Consider the following 17,368-nt stretch of genomic DNA (forward strand, 5'->3'; position numbering starts at 1 on the left):
AACGGGAGCAACAGGCCCAGCAGGTCCAACCGGTCCAACGGGAGCAACAGGCCCAGCAGGCCCAACCGGTCCAACGGGAGCAACAGGCCCAGCAGGTCCAACCGGTCCAACGGGAGCAACAGGCCCAGCAGGTCCAACGGGTCCAACAGGTCCGACCGGCCCAACAGGAGCAACAGGCCCATCTTAATAAAATCCAGACCCATAGAATGAATGATAAAAAAAGAGCAGCATGAGAAGACTGAGTGCTTCACATGCTGCTCTTTTTTGCTTTTTATTCTGCCCAACCAGAATCTCCCTGGTCAGCTAATACTTTTCTACTTTCGTAATAATTTTTCCAAAAGCTCTTTGTTATGAAGAATCCTTTTATTATTTGGTTGATACTGGGCGGCCAAATTATTATGATGATTAGATGCTTCGTAGTCTCCTTTTTTATAGTAGCAGACACAGAGTTCCAGGTGAGGGACCCAGCTCCAGCAGCCTTCTTCATATAAGGAATCATGAAGGTGCGGCTTTTCGAGCTGTGTCGCCAATTTGAACCAAAACAGCGATTCATCTATTCTTTCTTCCTGCTTGAAACAATATCCGAGCCTGCAGCAGAATTCCGCTCTCGGAAGGCCGGTATGGAAGGAGTGGAAGCAGGATGCCTTTGCCTTATCCAAGTTTCCTTGGTTTTGATAAAGAGCGGAAAGTTCATACAATGCTTTTGTTTTATATATGCCGTCCGTTTCTTCTGCACATGAGGTAAAAGCTTGGATCGCCTCGCTTATCTGATTTTTATCCTTCAAGGCTGAAGCATACTCAAACCGGCCTTCTGCAGAAGGAATTCCTCCATCTGCCATTTCCTTTTCGTATGAACTGATGATGTAATCGGGGCCATGAAGAGGCGGCAGATTTTCGTTAATGATCTTTTCATAGAGTTCTACATATCTATCTGCCATTTTTTCTGATGAGAAGTGCTTCTCGATGTATTGGCGCAAGGTTTGTGGTGAGGGGAAATCCTGATTCCGTATCTTTTCAACCATTTCTTCAACTTTATGGCAAATCAATTGAGGAAAACCTTGCAGCACCTCACTCACCGCACCATTATTGAAGGCAAGCACGGGTGTGCCGCAAGCCAGTGCTTCTATCATGACAATACCGAAAGGCTCCCTTGAAATGATAGGAAACAGGAGGCAGCGTGCATGCTTGAGTAATTCTTGTTTCTGTTTTCCTCCGACTTCTCCTATATAGCTGATGTCAGGGTTTTCACTCACTATCGGTTCTACTTCCTTTTGATAGAAATCTCTATTATATACCGGCCCTGCAATCACTAATTTCATATTTAACATACCGGCTATTTCTAAAGCCTGCAGGATCCCTTTTTGCAGTTTAAGTTCCCCCAAGAATAAGAGGTAGTCTTTTTGGTTTCCGAGAATTCGTATTGAGACAGATCAATTCCAGGATAGATGCAAAAGCCTTTATTCCCGCCTGATACCTGCAGAGCATTTCTGCTTATATACACAGGATACTTAGGGAAAGTAGTGGCATTGATGTTGATATTACTGATGGTCGGAACAGTAAGATTCAGTTTGTCGATAAGCGAAAAATGCGTATGATCATGGATGATGTCAATATTTTCAGGTAGATTTTCTTTTACAAACTTCTGGATCAATTCGGGCTGGGGTCCACTATGCGGGTATGGAATGACGGTTCCGGAAGAGGTGCTTCCTTTTGGTGCAAATACGAAGACCTCGTGTCCTCTAGTCACGAGTTCCTCTGATAAGGAGTGGACCAAACGCTGGATGCCTCCGTATTTTGGCGGCGGGACTGGGAGAGTATCAGTGGATACCTGGACAATTCTCAAAATCTATGAACCTCTCTTTCTCGTTGAATTCAGGGACATTTGTAATCCCTTGTTACAGAGTATGCTCTCGTTGGGATTAAGGGATAGTCGATTTTCTTATTTTCCGGAGTGCAGCCAAGCAGGGTGAACATCCATTTTACCGGCAGTAATACACTGTTGATGTAAAGAAGCATATATTAACAATGAAAACTACTCACTTTAAGAGGCATCCTGGAACATGGAAGCCTGGGGGACAAGTGAACAAAGGGGTGCTGAAGTGGTAACCATCAGTTTATGTATGATTGTGAAAGATGAAGAAGCGACACTGTGGAACTGCCTGGATTCCGTCAAGGATATAGCGGATGAAATCATAATAGTTGATACAGGATCAACGGACCGGTCAAAGGAAATCGCCAGTGAATTCACAGATAAAATCTATGATTTTGAGTGGGTTGGCAATTTTGAGCCTGCGCGGAATTTTTCGTTTAAGCATGCGACCATGGACTATATTCTATGGCTTGATGCAGATGATGTGCTTTTGGAAGAGGATCAGAAGAAATTCCTGGAGCTGAAGAAGGATTTGGATCCTTCGGTCGACTCGGTTTCTATGATCTACAATTATGGCTTTGATGAGTATGGAAATGTCACTCTAAGTTTTAGGAGAAACAGGCTGGTGAAGCGTTCCAGGAATTTTCAATGGGAAGGGGATTGCCATGTGTATTTGGTGGTTTCAGGTGAAATCTTAGATACTGATATATGTGTATCACATAAAAGAGTGCACCACTCCACTGGACGGAATCTCGCAATCTATGAAAAAAGGCTCGAAAAAGGCGATTCATTTTCCCCGAGAGATTTCTATTACTATGGAAATGAATTAAGTGAAAACGGTCACTTTGAAAGAGCGATAGAAAGCTATACTGCCTGCCTGGACATGGAAGAAGGCTGGAGAGAAGATAAGATAGCCGCATGCAGCCGTCTGGCTGACTGCTACGGAAAGATAGGGGAACTCGAGAAACAGCGATTGGCGCTCTATAAATCGTTTCAATATGATGTCCCGCGTCCTGAGGTCTGCTGCAGATTGGGAGACCTGCTGGCTAAGGAGAAAAACTACCGGGCGGCTGTATTCTGGTATGAATGCGCCATTGACTATGTGCAGCCAAGTGAGAATTGGGGCTTCACTTACAAAGCTTATTCAACATGGATTCCTCACCAAAACCTTTGCAAGTGCAATTATTATTTACAGAATTTCGAAAAATCCTACGAACATAATGAGATCGCCAGGAAATACCGGCCGGAGGATTCCGGAATTCTTCATAATAAAAAATTGCTTGAAGACAAGCTGAAGATTTAATAATCAAAAGTGGAAGCGCCTTGATCAGCCCCGACAGGCAAATGTTCTCAAGAGAAAAAAAGGTGGTTTTCCTTTTATTCTCTTGGGGTTATTTGACCCCGAGGGGCTAGGTGCTGAAACTAGACGCACGCTAATCCCGCAGGAGGTCGCACGTCTTCCGCTCCAATCCCTTTACGTAATAGAGAGAAAGTGAAATTCATCTAAAAGCAGAAATCTTTATTAGATTCACCTGGATGCTAGGGTTTTTCTATTTAAATGTTGAAATCACCGAAAGGCTTATACAAAATCTTGAAATAATCTACATAGATTAAGAAACTTAAAGAGTCTGGCTTTCGTCAATATATCTAAAGGGGAATTTCATATGAAGGAATCAGGGATTTTACTTATTTAGAAGGATGGTCTTAGTCTTGGAGGGATTTTTATGAAAAAAATATTCGTGATTATCGCTGTAATTTTCCTGACTGCGTGTGGGAACAGCGGGGCTTCCGGCGGTCTTGAAGACTTTGACCACTCAAGGTTGAAAGAAGAACTTGAAGAGGAGGCATTTCAGCCTCAATTACCGGCCAAGACACCATTTGAAGTGACAGAAACACAAGTGACTCATCCACCAAACCAGGATACTGTGCTGATGATAGATTTTATGAGTTACCGGGATGATAATAAAATCAAGAACTCAATGAGTTTAATGGCTGTAAATGTGAAAAGTGTGGATGATGCCATATTGAAGTTTGAAGAAGTAAAAATAGGTGATATAACTGGAAAATATACCGTGAACGATGCAGGAGCCATAATTTTAAAATGGAATAAAGAGGGTATAGCTTACAACCTCACATTCTACGGTGGTAAAGTCTCCGAAGCAGAAGTTACGAAAGAGGAGTTAATTCTTACAGCAGAATCGTTTGAATAATTATAGGATAAAGAAAGTGAATCTATTTATCTTTGTTTTATTACAGCAGGGTATTTAAACAGATAAAACCTATGAAGAAGATTTTATAAACAGTATTCAAGGCAGCCGCTAATCACGCGTAAGTAGTAACGGTAATTCGAATGATTGAAATGAGGTGGGATTATCAGAAGAGCCATTCATATAACCAATATCGTATTACTTGCTGGTCTATTAGTTTTAGGTTTTTTTGCGTACTTTGGATTGCATTTCGCTCCTCAACCAGATCCCTACACAGCCGAACACATACATATTATGCTTATTTACGTTATATGGGCGATAGGTTATTACCTGCAGTTAAGACAAACAACCATAAGGAACTTTATCATTATACTGCTCCTTTTCATAATCATCCAGGCAGTAAACTTCTTCTTTGGTTATTACGTCATTACATTTTTGGAGTTCTTTTTAGAATAGAGTTCCCCGTGTTTTTCGGCTATTGAGTATGGATAATTAGACTTTAAGATGCAAATTAATAGAGAAAAACCCAATACAAGCGAAGAGTGGGGTTGCTGAACAAGCAGCCGCCCGCCTTGATTTCAGAAAAGCAACTTCGGCGCACAGGTTAATTGAAGATTTAGAAAATTATTAGGCTTTCATTTATTTTAAACTGTTGAAAATAAAGGGGTGAAGGAATGTCACTTTTTTTAATGTTTGTCTTTATTATTTTACTTAATGTTGTGGTTGCTGTGGTGTCAAAGTATAACAAAAAACGTATTATTATAACCGCCCTATTGGTAATGTTCCTATGTGCCCCTCTTGTATTAGTTATAACAATAATATCTATTGCTTCAGCAACTGGAGCTGGAATAGGAGCGAGTTTAGCTGGTTTTACATTTGGTGGAATAACGTTTATTAATGGATTGATCATTTTATTCATTGGGATCTTTTTTGATGCATAAGAAAGAAAGCTTGGGTTTATATTTAAGTAAACTATTGGAGCAGGTATTTTATTGGTATATAGAAAAAAGCAGAAGCAAATGAAAAACTTCACTTTTTTCTTAGGCTGTTTTATATTATCGTTGTCATGAGTTTTCTTTATATAGTTCGGTTATAATGAGGGGTTTCGCAAAACATTTGCTGCCCTCTTTTATTTGATTCAGCAACCCTTGTTATCTCTATTAAATCTGGAAGTTTAATTGAAGAAAAAGCTCCTTTAATAATTTGGATATCACAAGTTATGAAGGTGTTTTAAAATTATTTTTTCATTGGTATGAACTGAAAGGGGTAATTATGGCTAGAAGATATAATTTGTGGTCTTTTTATTTTTGCTTATTAGTTATGTTGTCTCTAATGAATCTTGTTTTCTCTGAGTGGAAAGTTTCGCCTCCTTCTTACTTTCTTTGGGGAATATCTATACTCACTCTTATACTAGGAATAATGGGGTTTAAAGATAAAACAAATGGGCTGTCAAGGTTTCGAAGTTGGTTTACAGTTATTCTTTCACCGATATTATCAATAATTCTCTTTCTCGGTGTAATTCGATTTCTATTTATTTCAGAAGAACTAATCAAAACATCGGTTTCTCCAGATGAAAATTTTAAAATTGAATTTTACCTAATTAACGGCGGAGCCACTACTTCATTCGGTGTGGTAGGTAAGTTGGATGGTCCCCTATGGTTTGAAAAAACCATATATAATGAATACCCAATGGACCAAGCCGCTGTAAATTGGGTTGATGACCACACTGTTACAGTGAATAATAAAATTTTAAATTTAAAAGATGGCGAAACATATACCGATTGATACATAATGCTCTCCTTTTGTTCCGCTAAAGGGTGACGTTAATTCAACAAGTAAATCTAAAAAGAGGCTGGGACAAAAGTAGAAAACTAATTGATACAAGTAGAAATCATCAAAAATAAAACCGCTTGAGATCAAGGTAAGGGGTTCCGTTAAGGGAGGGAAAACCTTAAATCACACCCAAATTAGCAGCAGAAATAGCAGTGTAATTATCACTGCATTTAACAGTAAAAAAACCAGACCTAATTGGCTCTGGTTTTTTATCTCTATATTATATTCTTCTTCCGTTAAAGCCCCCGTTAGTTTAAGTACATTTGTTCACAAACTTTAGTTTATTACAGGAATGCTGCCCCGTTTGTTCAAAAAGAAACGTACAAGAGGAGGCTTTATATATCAATTGTTAACATATGTTAGCTCTATATAACCTAATGAAGAAAGAACCCTTAGGTTTTCAAGGGTTAACCAACCTCTCCACTCTTGTTTAGCTTTAACCCATTCATCCTCAAACTGTCCCCACGACCAAGTAGGTTCCCAATAACCATCAAAATTTTGATTTGCTATTAAGTAATCTAGATTTTTCGGTATACAACCAGAAAATAAATGAATATATTCTGATTGCTTTGAGTTTACAACTTGAATAGGCTGAAGGCAGTATGTATTCCATTGTGATAAATCAGTTGTAACACACTGTTTCATCATTTCCTCTAACTTAATTGAAATTAGGTCTTTATCTTTGTATGGCAGTTTTTCGGATAACTTTATGATACTAAGCAGTTCGTGGTTTTCGTATTTATCTAAGTTATTAATGTAACGGATCGCATATGAAGTTACCTTATCCAGGAAATCTTCTGGTACAAACTTTTTATAATGATGCAGGAGTCCGATTATCTCGGCACTGGGATTCCCCCATTCCCAACTTTCACTATAATTCCACCAAATAGCACGAGGAGCTGACTCCACCTCTTTCGGTACGATTTGCCAACCCATTCTATCTTCAATGAATGTTTCGAGCAGGTATGCTATTGCATTTTTAACCAGGTCATTCGTTTCATCTACACCTATCTTGGCTAGTATATCAAGTCCAATGGCTGTTGCTAATGTAGACGACTCCTTACATCTAAAGTCTGGTTCAAGCCCATTTCCAAACCCGCCATCAGCATTCTGGAATTTTTTAAGCTCAGTTAATACCTTCTCCTGGCTTCCATTCTCAAATTCATATTCAAATAGTGCAGAATCTAATTTCCTTCCATTTGCTTTAATAAAGGAAGCTGCCTTATCAAACTGATTTTTGTTTAATCGAGTCACTTTCTCTCCTCCATCCTAATTGAAATCTATCATTTGGTTATTTCTTAAAAATTTAAGTACACTCAGGGTGTTTATGCTTTTCCAAGCTCTAGTTGATTCTTCATCAGCACTCCAATTCAAAATAAAATGCCCATCCTCTGCTTGGGTTGAGATCTCATTTTCTAAACTTTGTATCACATAAGTTTTGATAGTCGGTAATAAAGGATTAATTAGTGACTCTGCGAAGTAATATGGTTTTGCACAGTAAGAAGTTGACCATTTATCTGGATTAGTTTCAATAATGTCTAAAATGTCATTTTTTAATTGTTCCTCGATGTATTGTTTATAGGGCTGTTTTATTCTTTCGGAGAGCCGATACAAACAAAGAGCAGATAAAAAATAAAATTCTGGTTTTTCAGTCGTTGTTTTATAAGTTGTCATAGAAGATAAAGCCTTTTCGGTTAATCGCTCCAAAAAATTTACAGGAACTAAATCAGAAAACTCATATAAATATCCAAGCAATTCGGCACAAGGGTTATCAGCCCATACATTTTCCTTTTGCATTGGATTAGGATGCCAACAAGTATTTTTTTCATCGAATGAGCTTATGATAAAACTGATTCCCTTCTGAACGATTTCATCCGTATGCTTTGCTCCAACCTCACTTAAACACTGAAAGGCCATATTAGTATCCATAACATTTGATGTGGCTGAATCACCTTCCCCTAAATTTCTAAATCCCCCATCGCTTCCTTGGTAATCCTTTAATTCTGAAAGAACCTTCGAATTTGAATCCCCTTCAAAATAAATTTGAAATAGGAATTTGTCTAAATCTCTTCCGTTTTCCATAAGAAACTCCCGAGCTCTTTCGAAGTGTCCAATTGATAGTTTTTTTATATTAAGCACCCCCATTTCAGAAATCTAAATTTTCTGTGTTTTATGAAGATACCTTACCAATTTTTCCATACCTTGTTCAACTAACCTGCCCTTTAATGGAATATCCATTATTTACAATTGTATCACACAATTCCTCAATAAAGGCTCATATCCGCAAGAACAGGATGCAAATTTAAAAGTCATTTAACACCCTAATTAGCACCTCATTCTTTAGCTGTACAATAATTATTGTGCACTTGTTAATTAAGGTGCGATTTGAGGTGCTAATTCGCCCCCCAATTGAATGAGAACATTGTTATAACAACAAATAAAGCAGGTCTAATTCATTTGAGAATTAGCCTGCTATTTATGATGCTATTTGCTATTTTCTCTCCCTTAACGGAACCCCTTAAGATCAAGGTTATATACTTGATCTCATGCGGTTCATTTTTGTTATTAGGCTCTTACCTTAAACATGTTATTTTTTAGATTAGGTTATCCGCCAGTTCCTGATCGTAGGCGGATTGGAGCGGAAGGTGTGCGACCTCCTGCGGGACTAGCGGGACAGGTGAGACCCCGCAGGCAAATCTAGCTCCAGCGGCCAGCACCTAGCGGATTTCGGTCTCCTTCCTTGCGATAAGTCATCATCGAATCGCTTTCGCTCTTCGTGATTCCTTTATCTCATGCAGGAGCCCTACAATCCGTACGGTGCTGAACGGCCGCTTCCGCTTTTTATGAAGCCGAGGAGGCTCAGCGCCCGCCCCGCGGAGTCGTGCACCTGGAGCGGAAATCCTTTCTTTATACTCAGACACATTCTTTTGAAAAGAGCTTTTTATAAGGTTTTGTCCCAGCCTCTTTTTCCTATAATCATAGTGAGATTGAATTATGATAGTTGTGCTTTTCCGTTTTGTCCTTCAGAAGCAAACCCTTTACTGCTTTAGCGAAGCTGGGGTCAGCTCGATCTCCCCGGCAACCAGTCCGCCAGAAACGGGGGCAGCCCTTTTCCTTTTACGGCAAGGGTGGTATGCCCGCCTGTTACGGGACGGTAGGTTTTGTCTTTGCTGGAAACCACGTTGACGAAGTCTTTGCTCAGGGTTTCAGGAACCAGCCGGTCATGCTTCCCTGCAACAACGAGCAGGTTGGAATGAATGTTTGAGGGACAGGCGCTTTTTCCTCTGATGGTAAGTGTGCCATTCATGAATTTATTTTCTTTCACAAGATCATTAGCCAATTGCTCCATGGCAGCTTCGGGAAAACCGACGTGGTCATTGGTCCATTTGTTGAACCTCCGCCAGCTGGCAACATACTCTTTATCGTAGGCTTTATTCAAAAGAGAAAGATAGTGGCTGAAATAGACAGGGGAACTGGCAGCGCGAAGCCCGATTTTCATGAGTTTTGGCGGAATGGAGCCGCTATTATTCATGAAGCTTTCTATGTTGATATCATTCTCCCGGATATATTCCACCCACTGATCAAATTTTGGCGAGGTGGCAAAATCGATAGGAGATACACAGAGGACCAGGTTCCGGATTGGTTCCTCTGCTAGAGAAGCATAAATGGCGGCAAGGGTCCCGCCGACACAGTACCCGATGACCGTGATTTCTTCCGCACCCGAATGGACCAGTGCTTTACGGACTGCCCTCTGTATATAATCAAGGACATAGTCATCCACCGTAATATCTTTGTCTTCGTACCCGGGAGATCCGAATTCCAGCAGGTAAACATCGTACCCGTTTTCAACGAAAGATTCGATCATGCTCGCTCCTGGCGCCATATCCAGGACATATGCTTTATTGACTAAAGAATAGACAAGAAAGAGCGGCACTTTATACTTCTTATTAGCTGAAGGATAATGCCAGAGCGCGGCCTTGTTCTTTTTCCATACGGCAGTTCTTGGTGTTGGGCCGACTTCCGGCTCGGGATCCGTCCAAATACTGAAAAAGCCCTTCCAGCGCTCCATCTCCTTTTGAGAATCGAACTCCTTGTTACTCACTTTTTTTCATCCCTTGCAGCATTTCAAGCAGCTGTGTTAAGTGGGTCCCAGTTAATTTTTCGGCTGAGGTAAGGGAGCCAAGCTTTGAATCTATTGAACTTTTCGCTGCTTCGCTCAGGGCATGCAGCCTTTTCATTTTTGCCTCTTTAAGAGTATCCCAGGCATTCGCCTCCTCTTTAACTTCTAAAGGCTCGGTTTGTTCCTTTTTGTCCATGGAGATGGAATTCAACTTGCTGACTGCCTCTGTTAACTCGGCCACCTGGTCGCTCAACACATCTACCTTTTCTTCTACTTGCACAATCAGCTGCGCGACGTTCGCCAAATCTTTCTTAGTAGGATTCTTCAAATGAGGCGAGGCTGTTTCATGGAATTCCTGAAGAAGGTCCATCAGCCTTCCATGTGCCTTCTTGAAAACTGATGCCGCAGCGGCAAATTCTTTTTGATTCATATACTTATGAATATATTCATTGAGCTGAGTCTCCAACTGAAAACCGGCGTTTCGCAGCGCTTCGTATAGGTCTGAGGGAATTTTCTCTTTTGTCATTCTGTCGCTTCCTTTCTGTAAAAATATCATTCGATTTATTATAAACAAGCACCTGTCTCTCTGTTCCAAAATTGGTGGTTCTGCCTGTGCCTCTTTACAGCCGGCTATCATACCTGCCGGGACAGGTACCGCTACGGGAGAGCCGGCACTTGCATACACTATTGAATCTTGTAAAAAGGAGAGTCAGAGAATCATGACAGAAAGAGAAATGGAAGAAATTTTTAAACTGTATGGGCATTCCCAAATGTACACGAAGCTTAAAAATAAACTGCTGCTAACAACTCTATTGGACAATGAGAACTGCGAACTACTGGAGTCCTTCTTTTCCTCGTATGATTTCCACCAAGGCACGACAATGAGCTATGAAGAGTTCGAATTTCATATCCGGGTTTTCAAGCTGCTTGAAGAACAGGAAGTACTGCCGGAGGTTAACTACTAAGGGAAGAAGAGGATCGCTGGCTGGTAAAAAGGAGGTTTTGCCGATAAATTGCGAATCTCTGCCGATAAAAGAGAGGAACGCCGATAAACTCGGAATTCCCGCCGATATGCTGCTGCAAACCGTCGATCGCACAGTACAAAAAGGAGACAGTGTTCCAACGGGATCACTGTCTTCTTTAGTTAAAAATAACAGATTGCCGCTCCCGACCGAAGCGGCCGTCACTTCATACACAACTCCCCGCGAAAACGAGCCCTCCCGACCGTAGCCTATAATGGGTTCCGATTGATTTGTCACTAACAAAAGGATTAAAGCGGATATGGTAGAATTGTTACTATAGATTATTTTTTAGAACAGGGAGGATAATGGAATGTCAATAAATGAAGGGTATATCGAAGTAACCGGCGGTAAGGTTTGGTATCAAATACATAATGAAGAATCGGATAATACACCGGTCATCATTTTACATGGAGGTCCGGGTTCTTCGCATTATTCCATGCAGGGACTGCGTATTCTTGCGGAAGACCGCCCAGTCATTTTCTATGATCAGCTGGGCTGCGGTAAGTCTGACCGTCCGGCGGATAAATCTTTATGGAACATTGACCGGTTTGTGGAGGAGCTCGCCCAGGTGAAAGACGGGCTTGGCCTGAATGAATTCCATATCCTTGGGCATTCCTGGGGAACGACACTGGCTGCTGCTTACTATCTGGCAAATCCAGAAGGTGTGAAGAGCATCATTTTTTCAAGTCCGTGCTTAAGCGCACCGCTGTGGGCTGAAGACCAGGAAGAGAATCGCAAATTGCTTGCGGTTGAAGTTCAGGAAGCGTTAAGAAGGAATGAAATCAACGGTACAACTGATTCTGAAGAATATAAAAAAGCGACTGAAGTGTTCAATCGGCACTTTGTCTGCAGGCTTGACCCGTATCCGGAGTTCTTGAAAAAAGGCAGGGAACACAGAGGGCCAGAGGTGTACAATCATATGTGGGGTCCGTCTGAATTTCATGTGACCGGCAATTTGAAGAACTTTGACTGTACTGGTGATTTAAAAGATTTCAAGGTGCAGACGTTATATACTTGCGGCCGTTATGATGAAGCTACCCCGAAGTCAACGGAGTATTTCAGTTCACTGACACCTGGTGGAAAGTTCCATGTGTTTGAGCAGAGTGCGCATATGCCATATGTGGAAGAGCCGGAAGAATATGTAGAGGTGATTGGCGGGTTTTTGAGAAGTGTGGATTGATCAGGCAGGAGAGTTGTTCTCATAGTCTTTGCAAATTAGAAACGGTAGACAGCCTGGACTGTCTACCGTTTTCACTATATTTATTTTTTCGGCGGCGGCGTGTTGTGCATTTGCTTTGGTGCCGGTTCCAATTCCAGGGGACCTCCGACAATCTTAGGGTGATCAACATACTCAAATTGCTTGCCATCAGGGCTTGCTCCGTTTGCCCAGCGGCCTTCACTGCTTTCTTCTCCCTCAGAGTAATTGAATAATTGATGAGAGAAACCTTCAGCTTCCTTGTCTTCTTTGACAGTTGTCGGTACGATTAACCCGCCTTCTTCTTCAGCTAATTGTTGAAGAGCCGCAATCCACTGGTTCTGATGCATCGTATCACGGGCAATCAGGTAAGACAGCATTTCTTTGACACCCTTATCATCAGTCATTTCATAAAGGCGGGCTGCCTGCAGGCGTCCTTGGGATTCTGCGTTGAGATTGGCGCGGAAATCCGCCATTAGGTTTCCGCTTGCCACTATATAGTCGGCAGTCCAGCGGTTGCCGTTACTGTCGGAAGGCATGGCGCCAAGTCCGGAAACAATCGCGTGCTGAGGGTTCATTCCCCCAAGTACTGCAGCAATGACAGGATCTTTTGCTGCTTTTTCCTGTTCATCGACAGGAGCACCATCCAGCAGTCTGGCCACCATAGTTGCCAGCAGCTCCACGTGCCCGATTTCTTCTGTTCCTGTATCCATGATTAAATCTTTATACTTTTCATGCTTGCCTCGTGTGTTCCAGCCTTGGAACAAATACTGCATGAAAATCGTCATTTCACCGTATTGTCCCCCGATTAACTCCTGTAATTTTTTCGCGAATAAGGGATCGGCTTTTTCTGGCTTAGCGTCAAATACTAGCTGCTTTCTGTGTAAAAATGCCACACTTATAACCGCCTTTCAAATTATTGGAATTGTGGTTGTACGTAATCTACTTTCCACTGTGCGGCAGAGGTTAAACCCATTTTTAAGAGATACTGTATGACGGGGAAAGAGTATAAAGAAAAAATGGTTCTTTCCTCGAGAAAAAGGAAAGAACCATTTTATTTTGTTGTTCACTAATTGACTTTATAGAAAGCCCCAAGCCTCCACTTCACAATGCATTGCTTGATATCGTCAGGAGAAACTTGAGGGCTTGAACTCTTTTCAAGTTGGTTCAGCTGTCAGGATGAAATTTCTAATAGGATCTTATTCCCTGAAGGATCTTCCGTCACGAAATCTTCAGAGACGATTGCGCCGATACTCCGCAGGCGGCCGGCAGCTTCATTTCGTGCTTTCTCGCTAGGCAGCATAAGGGTAAAGGATTGGAGCCCGACACTGTTCTGCGAAGGGGGAGGGGCGCCAATGCCATTCCATGTATTCAAGCCTATGTGATGATGATACTCTCCAGTGGATATGAAGAGGGCCTGGCTGCCGAAGCGGGAAACCACGTCAAATCCGAGACCTTCTATATAATATTCCTCAGTCTCTTTCAGTTGGGATACATGTAAATGAATATGACCCATGACCGTTTCTGCTGGGAGGTCGTTCCAAGGATGGTTTCTTTTTATAGAAAGAAGGTCTTTGAAATCCAAAGGGTCAACGGACATTTTCACTTCGCCATTGCTCCAGTCCCAATCGGCGTGAGCACGGTCAGCGTATACTTCGATTCCATTTCCATCCGGGTCAGAGAAATACAGAGCCTCGCTTACCAGGTGATCTGAAGAGGCAAGACGCAGACCGATCTCCGCAGAATGCTGTACAAAATTGGCTAAGTCCTCACGCGTCGGCAGAAGGAGAGCAAAGTGATATAATCCTGTTGTTCTTCCGCTTTTGGTGACAACATCGGCAGGCTGCTCAAGGGTCAATAAAGCTGTTTTTCCATTAGCTGAAAGGCTGGCGGTCCTTTCAGTCTGTTCAAGGATTGTGAAGCCAAGGACCTCTTTATAGAAGACCAATGAGCGTTCCAGGTTCTGCACCTTTAAACTCACTTTTCCGACGTATGTCAGCGGGTTTTGATGAAAGTTCATATGCACACCTCTTTTTTTATAGTTTTAGCGCTTTAACGCACCGAAAGGGAATGTCCCTTTCAATGCGTTAAAGTAGTAATGTTGTTTTTTTTTGGTTACTTTATGTAACCAATTATATTTTTATAACCAAATTACGTCAAGCACCTTTGAGAGCAAAAGTAATTTAGTTTCCTTCTGAGTTTGGGTATAATCAAGGATAAGGAGTTGATTTGGTTGGATAAATCAATTTGTCCAAGATTCGAAAAAGCGATGGGTATTTTAAGCCAGAGGTGGACGGGCATTATCGTTTACCAGCTACTTTCAGGACCTCAACGGTTCAGCGCCATCAGTTCAAGTACGGGCGTGAGCAACCGGGTGCTTTCAGAAAGGCTGAAAGATTTGGAGAATGAAGGGATTGTGAAGCGGGAAGTGTATCCCGAAACTCCGGTCCGGATTGAATATTCATTGACTGAAAAAGGGCTGGCATTGGAGCCTCTTATAAGGGATATAGAAAAGTGGTCGCAAACCTGGCTGGAACAGGTTAGTGATTTCAAGTGAAAAGGATGCAAAGGAGCGAGGGTGCTCTTTTGTATCCTTATTTTGTTTGATGGACTTAAAGACTGCAGAACAGCAATGAGCTTATCTCATAGGGAAATTAAGTTCTTTGCCGTGCCTATGTTTTTGCCAGAGGAAGTTAGGCAAAGGTGACCGGGTTTCTGGCTGCCAAAAATGCTAAGAAAAACTTAGAGAATTTTAAAGAAGCCGGATGGTTCCCTTCTATACTGGATCATCCCGGTCATGTGGACATGTTTGGAGAGAAGGGGGATACATGAGTAAGAGGTTTTAGGCAGAGATATGTATCCAGGTGTAGAAGGTGGATACATGAGTGAGAGGTTTTAGGCAGAGATGTGTATCCAGAGAGAGAAGGTGGATACATGAGTGAGCGGTTTTAGGCAGAGATGTGTATCCAGGTGGAGAGGGTGGATACATAAGTGAGAGGTTTTAGGCAGAGATATGTATCCAGAGAGAGAAGGTGGATACATAAGTGAGAGGTTTTAGGCAGAGATGTGTATCCAGGTGGAGAAGGTGGATACATGAGTGAACGTTTTTTGGACAGAGATATGTATCCAGAGAGAGAAGGTGGATACATGAGTGAGAGGTTTTAGGCAGAGATATGTATCCAGAGAGAGAAGGTGGATACATAAGTGAGCGGTTTTTGGCTGAGATGTGTATCCAGGTGGAGAGGGTGGATACATAAGTGAGAGGTTTTAGGCAGAGATATGTATCCAGGTGGAGAGGGTGGATACATAAGTGAGAGGTTTTAGGCAGAGATATGTATCCAGGTGGAGAAGTTGGATACATGAGTGAGCGGCTTTTGACCGAGATGTGTATCCAGAGAGAGAAGGTGGATACATGAGTGAGAGGTTTTTGGCTGAGATGTGTATCCAGGTGGAGAGGGTGGATACATGAGTGATTGCTTGAACTACAGCACCTGGCAGCTGAACAAATAATAGAGAGTGTGCTTCAGCACTTTAAAGCATTGCAAGGGACAGTCCCTTTTGGCGGCGTAACGCGTTAATGCGCTGCCAGGGACTGTCCCTCTTAGTGGTTTAAAGTGTTAAAGCATTTGTCAGTAGCTTTGCGGGTAGTACGGTGTCTGATATGGATAAGGGTAGGGATATGGATAGGGGTACGGAGCCGGGACAGGATAAGGATACGGTCCCGGTGAAACAGCTGCCCCAACTGCAAGGCCAGTAAGTGCGCCTGCTCCAAATCCCGGGTTGTATCCCCATCCCGGGTTATATCCGCCGCCATGATGCCAGGTTGCTGAACCGCCTCCATGTCCCCAGCTTGCGTGTCCTCCGCCCCCATGGACCGGTCGGTAAAAATATGGTGAATTCATTTCTCATTCTCCTTTAGGTATGGCTTTTCAATATCCTATGCAGATACATAGGCAGCTGTCCCGGGATATTTTAAAAAGAAGCAAGCGGTGCTCGAATGGTTAGCTTGCAGACATCAACCCGAGTAATCTGGCCATAAAATGTCTCCAATCAGCCGGCTTGAGGGTATGCAGATTTTTTTCTCTGTGGGTCATGTCTCCGGATTAATGCCTTTTGAAAATAAAATCCATGATATTAATTTGAATAAGGTACCAAGGAGCTAGCTCGGGTACATGAAACCGCCAGCCGGAGCCGGAAGATGCCCCCAAGGAGCTAGCTCGGGTACATGAACCTGTCAGCCAGAGCCGAAAGATGTCCCCAAGATGCTAGCTCGGGTACATGAACCTGTCAGCCAGAGCCGAAAGATGTCCCCAAGGAGCTAGCTCGGGTACATGAAGCCGTCAGCCAGAGCCGAAAGATGTCCCCAACGGAGCTAGCTCGGGTACATGAAGCCGCCAGCCACAGCGAGAAGATGTCCCCAAGGAGCTAGCTCGGGTACATGAAGCCGCCAGCCAGAGGCGAAAGATGTCCCCAAGGAGCTAGCTCGGGTACATGAAGCCGCCAGCCACAGCGAGAAGATGTCCCCAAGATGCTAGCTCGGGTACATGAAGCCGCCAGCCACAGCGAGAAGATGTCCCCAAACGGACAGACCGGGGTGGCACAATACTAACCCTGCATCTATTATGTTGAAGCTTGCCAACCCGGAGATTATTTTAAAAAATGCCAAAAAGGAGGTCTAAAAATGAAGGTTCTATCAATGATCCAGCCCTGGGCCAGTTTGTTTGTCATGGGTGAAGCGAAAAACGAAACAAGGACTTGGAGAACAAATTACAGAGGGGACTTTGCCATTCATGCAAGTCAAAGAATCGATAAATCCGCCTGCGAGCAGCCGCTCATTCACAACTTGTTAGCCAGGCATGGTTTTACAAAAGAAAACCTGCCCACAGGGAAAATTATTGGTAGATGCACTTTGCAGAACTGTATCAAAGTCATAGAAAGCCACAATGAGCAGGCGATTTTGGAAGACGGCCGGATTGTTTCAGGTCAGGAGTTATGGCTGGGTGATTACAGAGTCGGCAATTATGTTTGGGAAGTTACAGGCATGAGGACTCTTAGTGAATTCATTCCGGCGAAAGGACGGCTTGGTCTTTGGGAGTTTGAAGGAGAAGAATTTCAATAAAA

General features: G+C 42.6%; 19 protein-coding genes. 9 read left to right on the top strand and 10 right to left on the bottom strand.

Features of this window, described 5'->3' with window-relative positions; translation table 11 throughout:
- Window positions 1–187: hypothetical protein (locus tag B9Z54_RS02070; protein WP_205207649.1), on the top strand; the 187-nt coding region annotated here is incomplete at its 5' end.
- Between the two features lie 127 nt (window positions 188–314).
- Here the strand turns inward: B9Z54_RS02070 and B9Z54_RS02075 are convergent.
- On the bottom strand, window positions 315–1,382 hold the full coding sequence (locus B9Z54_RS02075) for a glycosyltransferase (RefSeq protein ID WP_113926875.1): 1,068 nt from the start codon (window positions 1,380–1,382) through the stop codon (window positions 315–317).
- On the bottom strand, window positions 1,340–1,843 hold the full coding sequence (locus tag B9Z54_RS02080; RefSeq protein WP_162785054.1) for a glycosyltransferase: 504 nt from the start codon (window positions 1,841–1,843) through the stop codon (window positions 1,340–1,342). The genes B9Z54_RS02075 and B9Z54_RS02080 overlap by 43 nt, the downstream gene beginning before the upstream one ends.
- A gap of 256 nt (window positions 1,844–2,099) precedes the next feature.
- Here B9Z54_RS02080 and B9Z54_RS02085 point away from each other — a divergent pair, with 256 nt between their 5' ends.
- Together B9Z54_RS02085 and B9Z54_RS02095 are read left to right on the top strand one after the other, a co-directional pair.
- The gene (locus B9Z54_RS02085) at window positions 2,100–3,173 is read left to right on the top strand and encodes a glycosyltransferase (RefSeq protein ID WP_113926991.1); all 1,074 of its coding nucleotides are present in this window, start codon (window positions 2,100–2,102) and stop codon (window positions 3,171–3,173) included.
- A gap of 421 nt (window positions 3,174–3,594) precedes the next feature.
- Complete coding sequence (locus B9Z54_RS02095; protein WP_113926877.1) at window positions 3,595–4,080, top strand: DUF4367 domain-containing protein; 486 nt, start codon at window positions 3,595–3,597, stop codon at window positions 4,078–4,080.
- A gap of 613 nt (window positions 4,081–4,693) precedes the next feature.
- Here B9Z54_RS02095 and B9Z54_RS24590 read toward each other — a convergent pair.
- Entirely contained in the window at window positions 4,694–4,996 is a 303-nt protein-coding gene (locus tag B9Z54_RS24590; protein ID WP_162785055.1) for a hypothetical protein, read from the bottom strand.
- A gap of 284 nt (window positions 4,997–5,280) precedes the next feature.
- Between B9Z54_RS24590 and B9Z54_RS25450 the strand changes: the two genes are divergently transcribed.
- Complete coding sequence (locus tag B9Z54_RS25450; RefSeq protein WP_240189761.1) at window positions 5,281–5,862, top strand: DUF5412 family protein; 582 nt, start codon at window positions 5,281–5,283, stop codon at window positions 5,860–5,862.
- 390 nt (window positions 5,863–6,252) lie between these two features.
- On the opposite strand, the gene B9Z54_RS02110 is transcribed toward B9Z54_RS25450, so the two are convergent.
- From B9Z54_RS02110 to B9Z54_RS02125, 4 genes are all read right to left on the bottom strand, one after another.
- Window positions 6,253–7,164, bottom strand: coding sequence for a hypothetical protein (locus B9Z54_RS02110; RefSeq protein ID WP_113926879.1), 912 nt, complete (start codon window positions 7,162–7,164; stop codon window positions 6,253–6,255).
- A gap of 15 nt (window positions 7,165–7,179) precedes the next feature.
- Entirely contained in the window at window positions 7,180–7,992 is an 813-nt protein-coding gene (locus tag B9Z54_RS02115) for a prenyltransferase/squalene oxidase repeat-containing protein (protein ID WP_113926880.1), read from the bottom strand.
- A gap of 979 nt (window positions 7,993–8,971) precedes the next feature.
- Complete coding sequence (locus B9Z54_RS02120; RefSeq protein WP_240189762.1) at window positions 8,972–10,012, bottom strand: alpha/beta fold hydrolase; 1,041 nt, start codon at window positions 10,010–10,012, stop codon at window positions 8,972–8,974.
- Entirely contained in the window at window positions 10,005–10,556 is a 552-nt protein-coding gene (locus B9Z54_RS02125; protein WP_113926881.1) for a hypothetical protein, read from the bottom strand. Before B9Z54_RS02125 ends, B9Z54_RS02120 begins: the two co-directional genes overlap by 8 nt.
- A gap of 193 nt (window positions 10,557–10,749) precedes the next feature.
- Between B9Z54_RS02125 and B9Z54_RS02130 the strand changes: the two genes are divergently transcribed.
- The 3 genes from B9Z54_RS02130 to B9Z54_RS02135 all read left to right on the top strand — a co-directional run bounded on the left by B9Z54_RS02130 (window position 10,750) and on the right by B9Z54_RS02135 (window position 12,232).
- Window positions 10,750–10,995, top strand: coding sequence for a hypothetical protein (locus B9Z54_RS02130; RefSeq protein ID WP_113926882.1), 246 nt, complete (start codon window positions 10,750–10,752; stop codon window positions 10,993–10,995).
- A 37-nt stretch (window positions 10,996–11,032) separates the two neighbouring features.
- A complete protein-coding gene (locus B9Z54_RS24595) occupies window positions 11,033–11,260 on the top strand; it encodes a hypothetical protein (RefSeq protein ID WP_162785056.1) in 228 nt (75 codons plus the stop codon).
- Window positions 11,261–11,362: 102 nt separating this feature from the next.
- Window positions 11,363–12,232: a proline iminopeptidase-family hydrolase gene (locus B9Z54_RS02135; RefSeq protein ID WP_113926883.1), complete on the top strand. Its 870-nt coding sequence runs from the start codon at window positions 11,363–11,365 to the stop codon at window positions 12,230–12,232.
- Between the two features lie 80 nt (window positions 12,233–12,312).
- On the opposite strand, the gene B9Z54_RS02140 is transcribed toward B9Z54_RS02135, so the two are convergent.
- Window positions 12,313–13,143: a manganese catalase gene (locus B9Z54_RS02140; protein ID WP_113926884.1), complete on the bottom strand. Its 831-nt coding sequence runs from the start codon at window positions 13,141–13,143 to the stop codon at window positions 12,313–12,315.
- Window positions 13,144–13,421: 278 nt separating this feature from the next.
- Entirely contained in the window at window positions 13,422–14,267 is an 846-nt protein-coding gene (locus tag B9Z54_RS02145) for a VOC family protein (RefSeq protein ID WP_113926885.1), read from the bottom strand.
- Window positions 14,268–14,480: 213 nt separating this feature from the next.
- On the opposite strand from B9Z54_RS02145, the gene B9Z54_RS02150 reads away from it, so the two are divergent.
- Window positions 14,481–14,804, top strand: a complete 324-nt coding sequence (locus B9Z54_RS02150; protein WP_113926886.1) for a winged helix-turn-helix transcriptional regulator — start codon at window positions 14,481–14,483, stop codon at window positions 14,802–14,804.
- Window positions 14,805–15,876: 1,072 nt separating this feature from the next.
- On the opposite strand, the gene B9Z54_RS02155 is transcribed toward B9Z54_RS02150, so the two are convergent.
- Window positions 15,877–16,149 (bottom strand): hypothetical protein, encoded by a 273-nt coding sequence (locus tag B9Z54_RS02155; protein WP_113926887.1) that lies wholly within the window; start codon window positions 16,147–16,149, stop codon window positions 15,877–15,879.
- A gap of 779 nt (window positions 16,150–16,928) precedes the next feature.
- On the opposite strand from B9Z54_RS02155, the gene B9Z54_RS02160 reads away from it, so the two are divergent.
- Window positions 16,929–17,366, top strand: a complete 438-nt coding sequence (locus tag B9Z54_RS02160) for an ASCH domain-containing protein (RefSeq protein ID WP_113926888.1) — start codon at window positions 16,929–16,931, stop codon at window positions 17,364–17,366.
- Window positions 17,367–17,368 lie beyond the last annotated feature (2 nt).

It is taken from the genome of Bacillus sp. P14.5 (assembly GCF_003316765.1).
Classification (GTDB): Bacteria; Bacillota; Bacilli; order Bacillales; family Bacillaceae_B; genus Rossellomorea.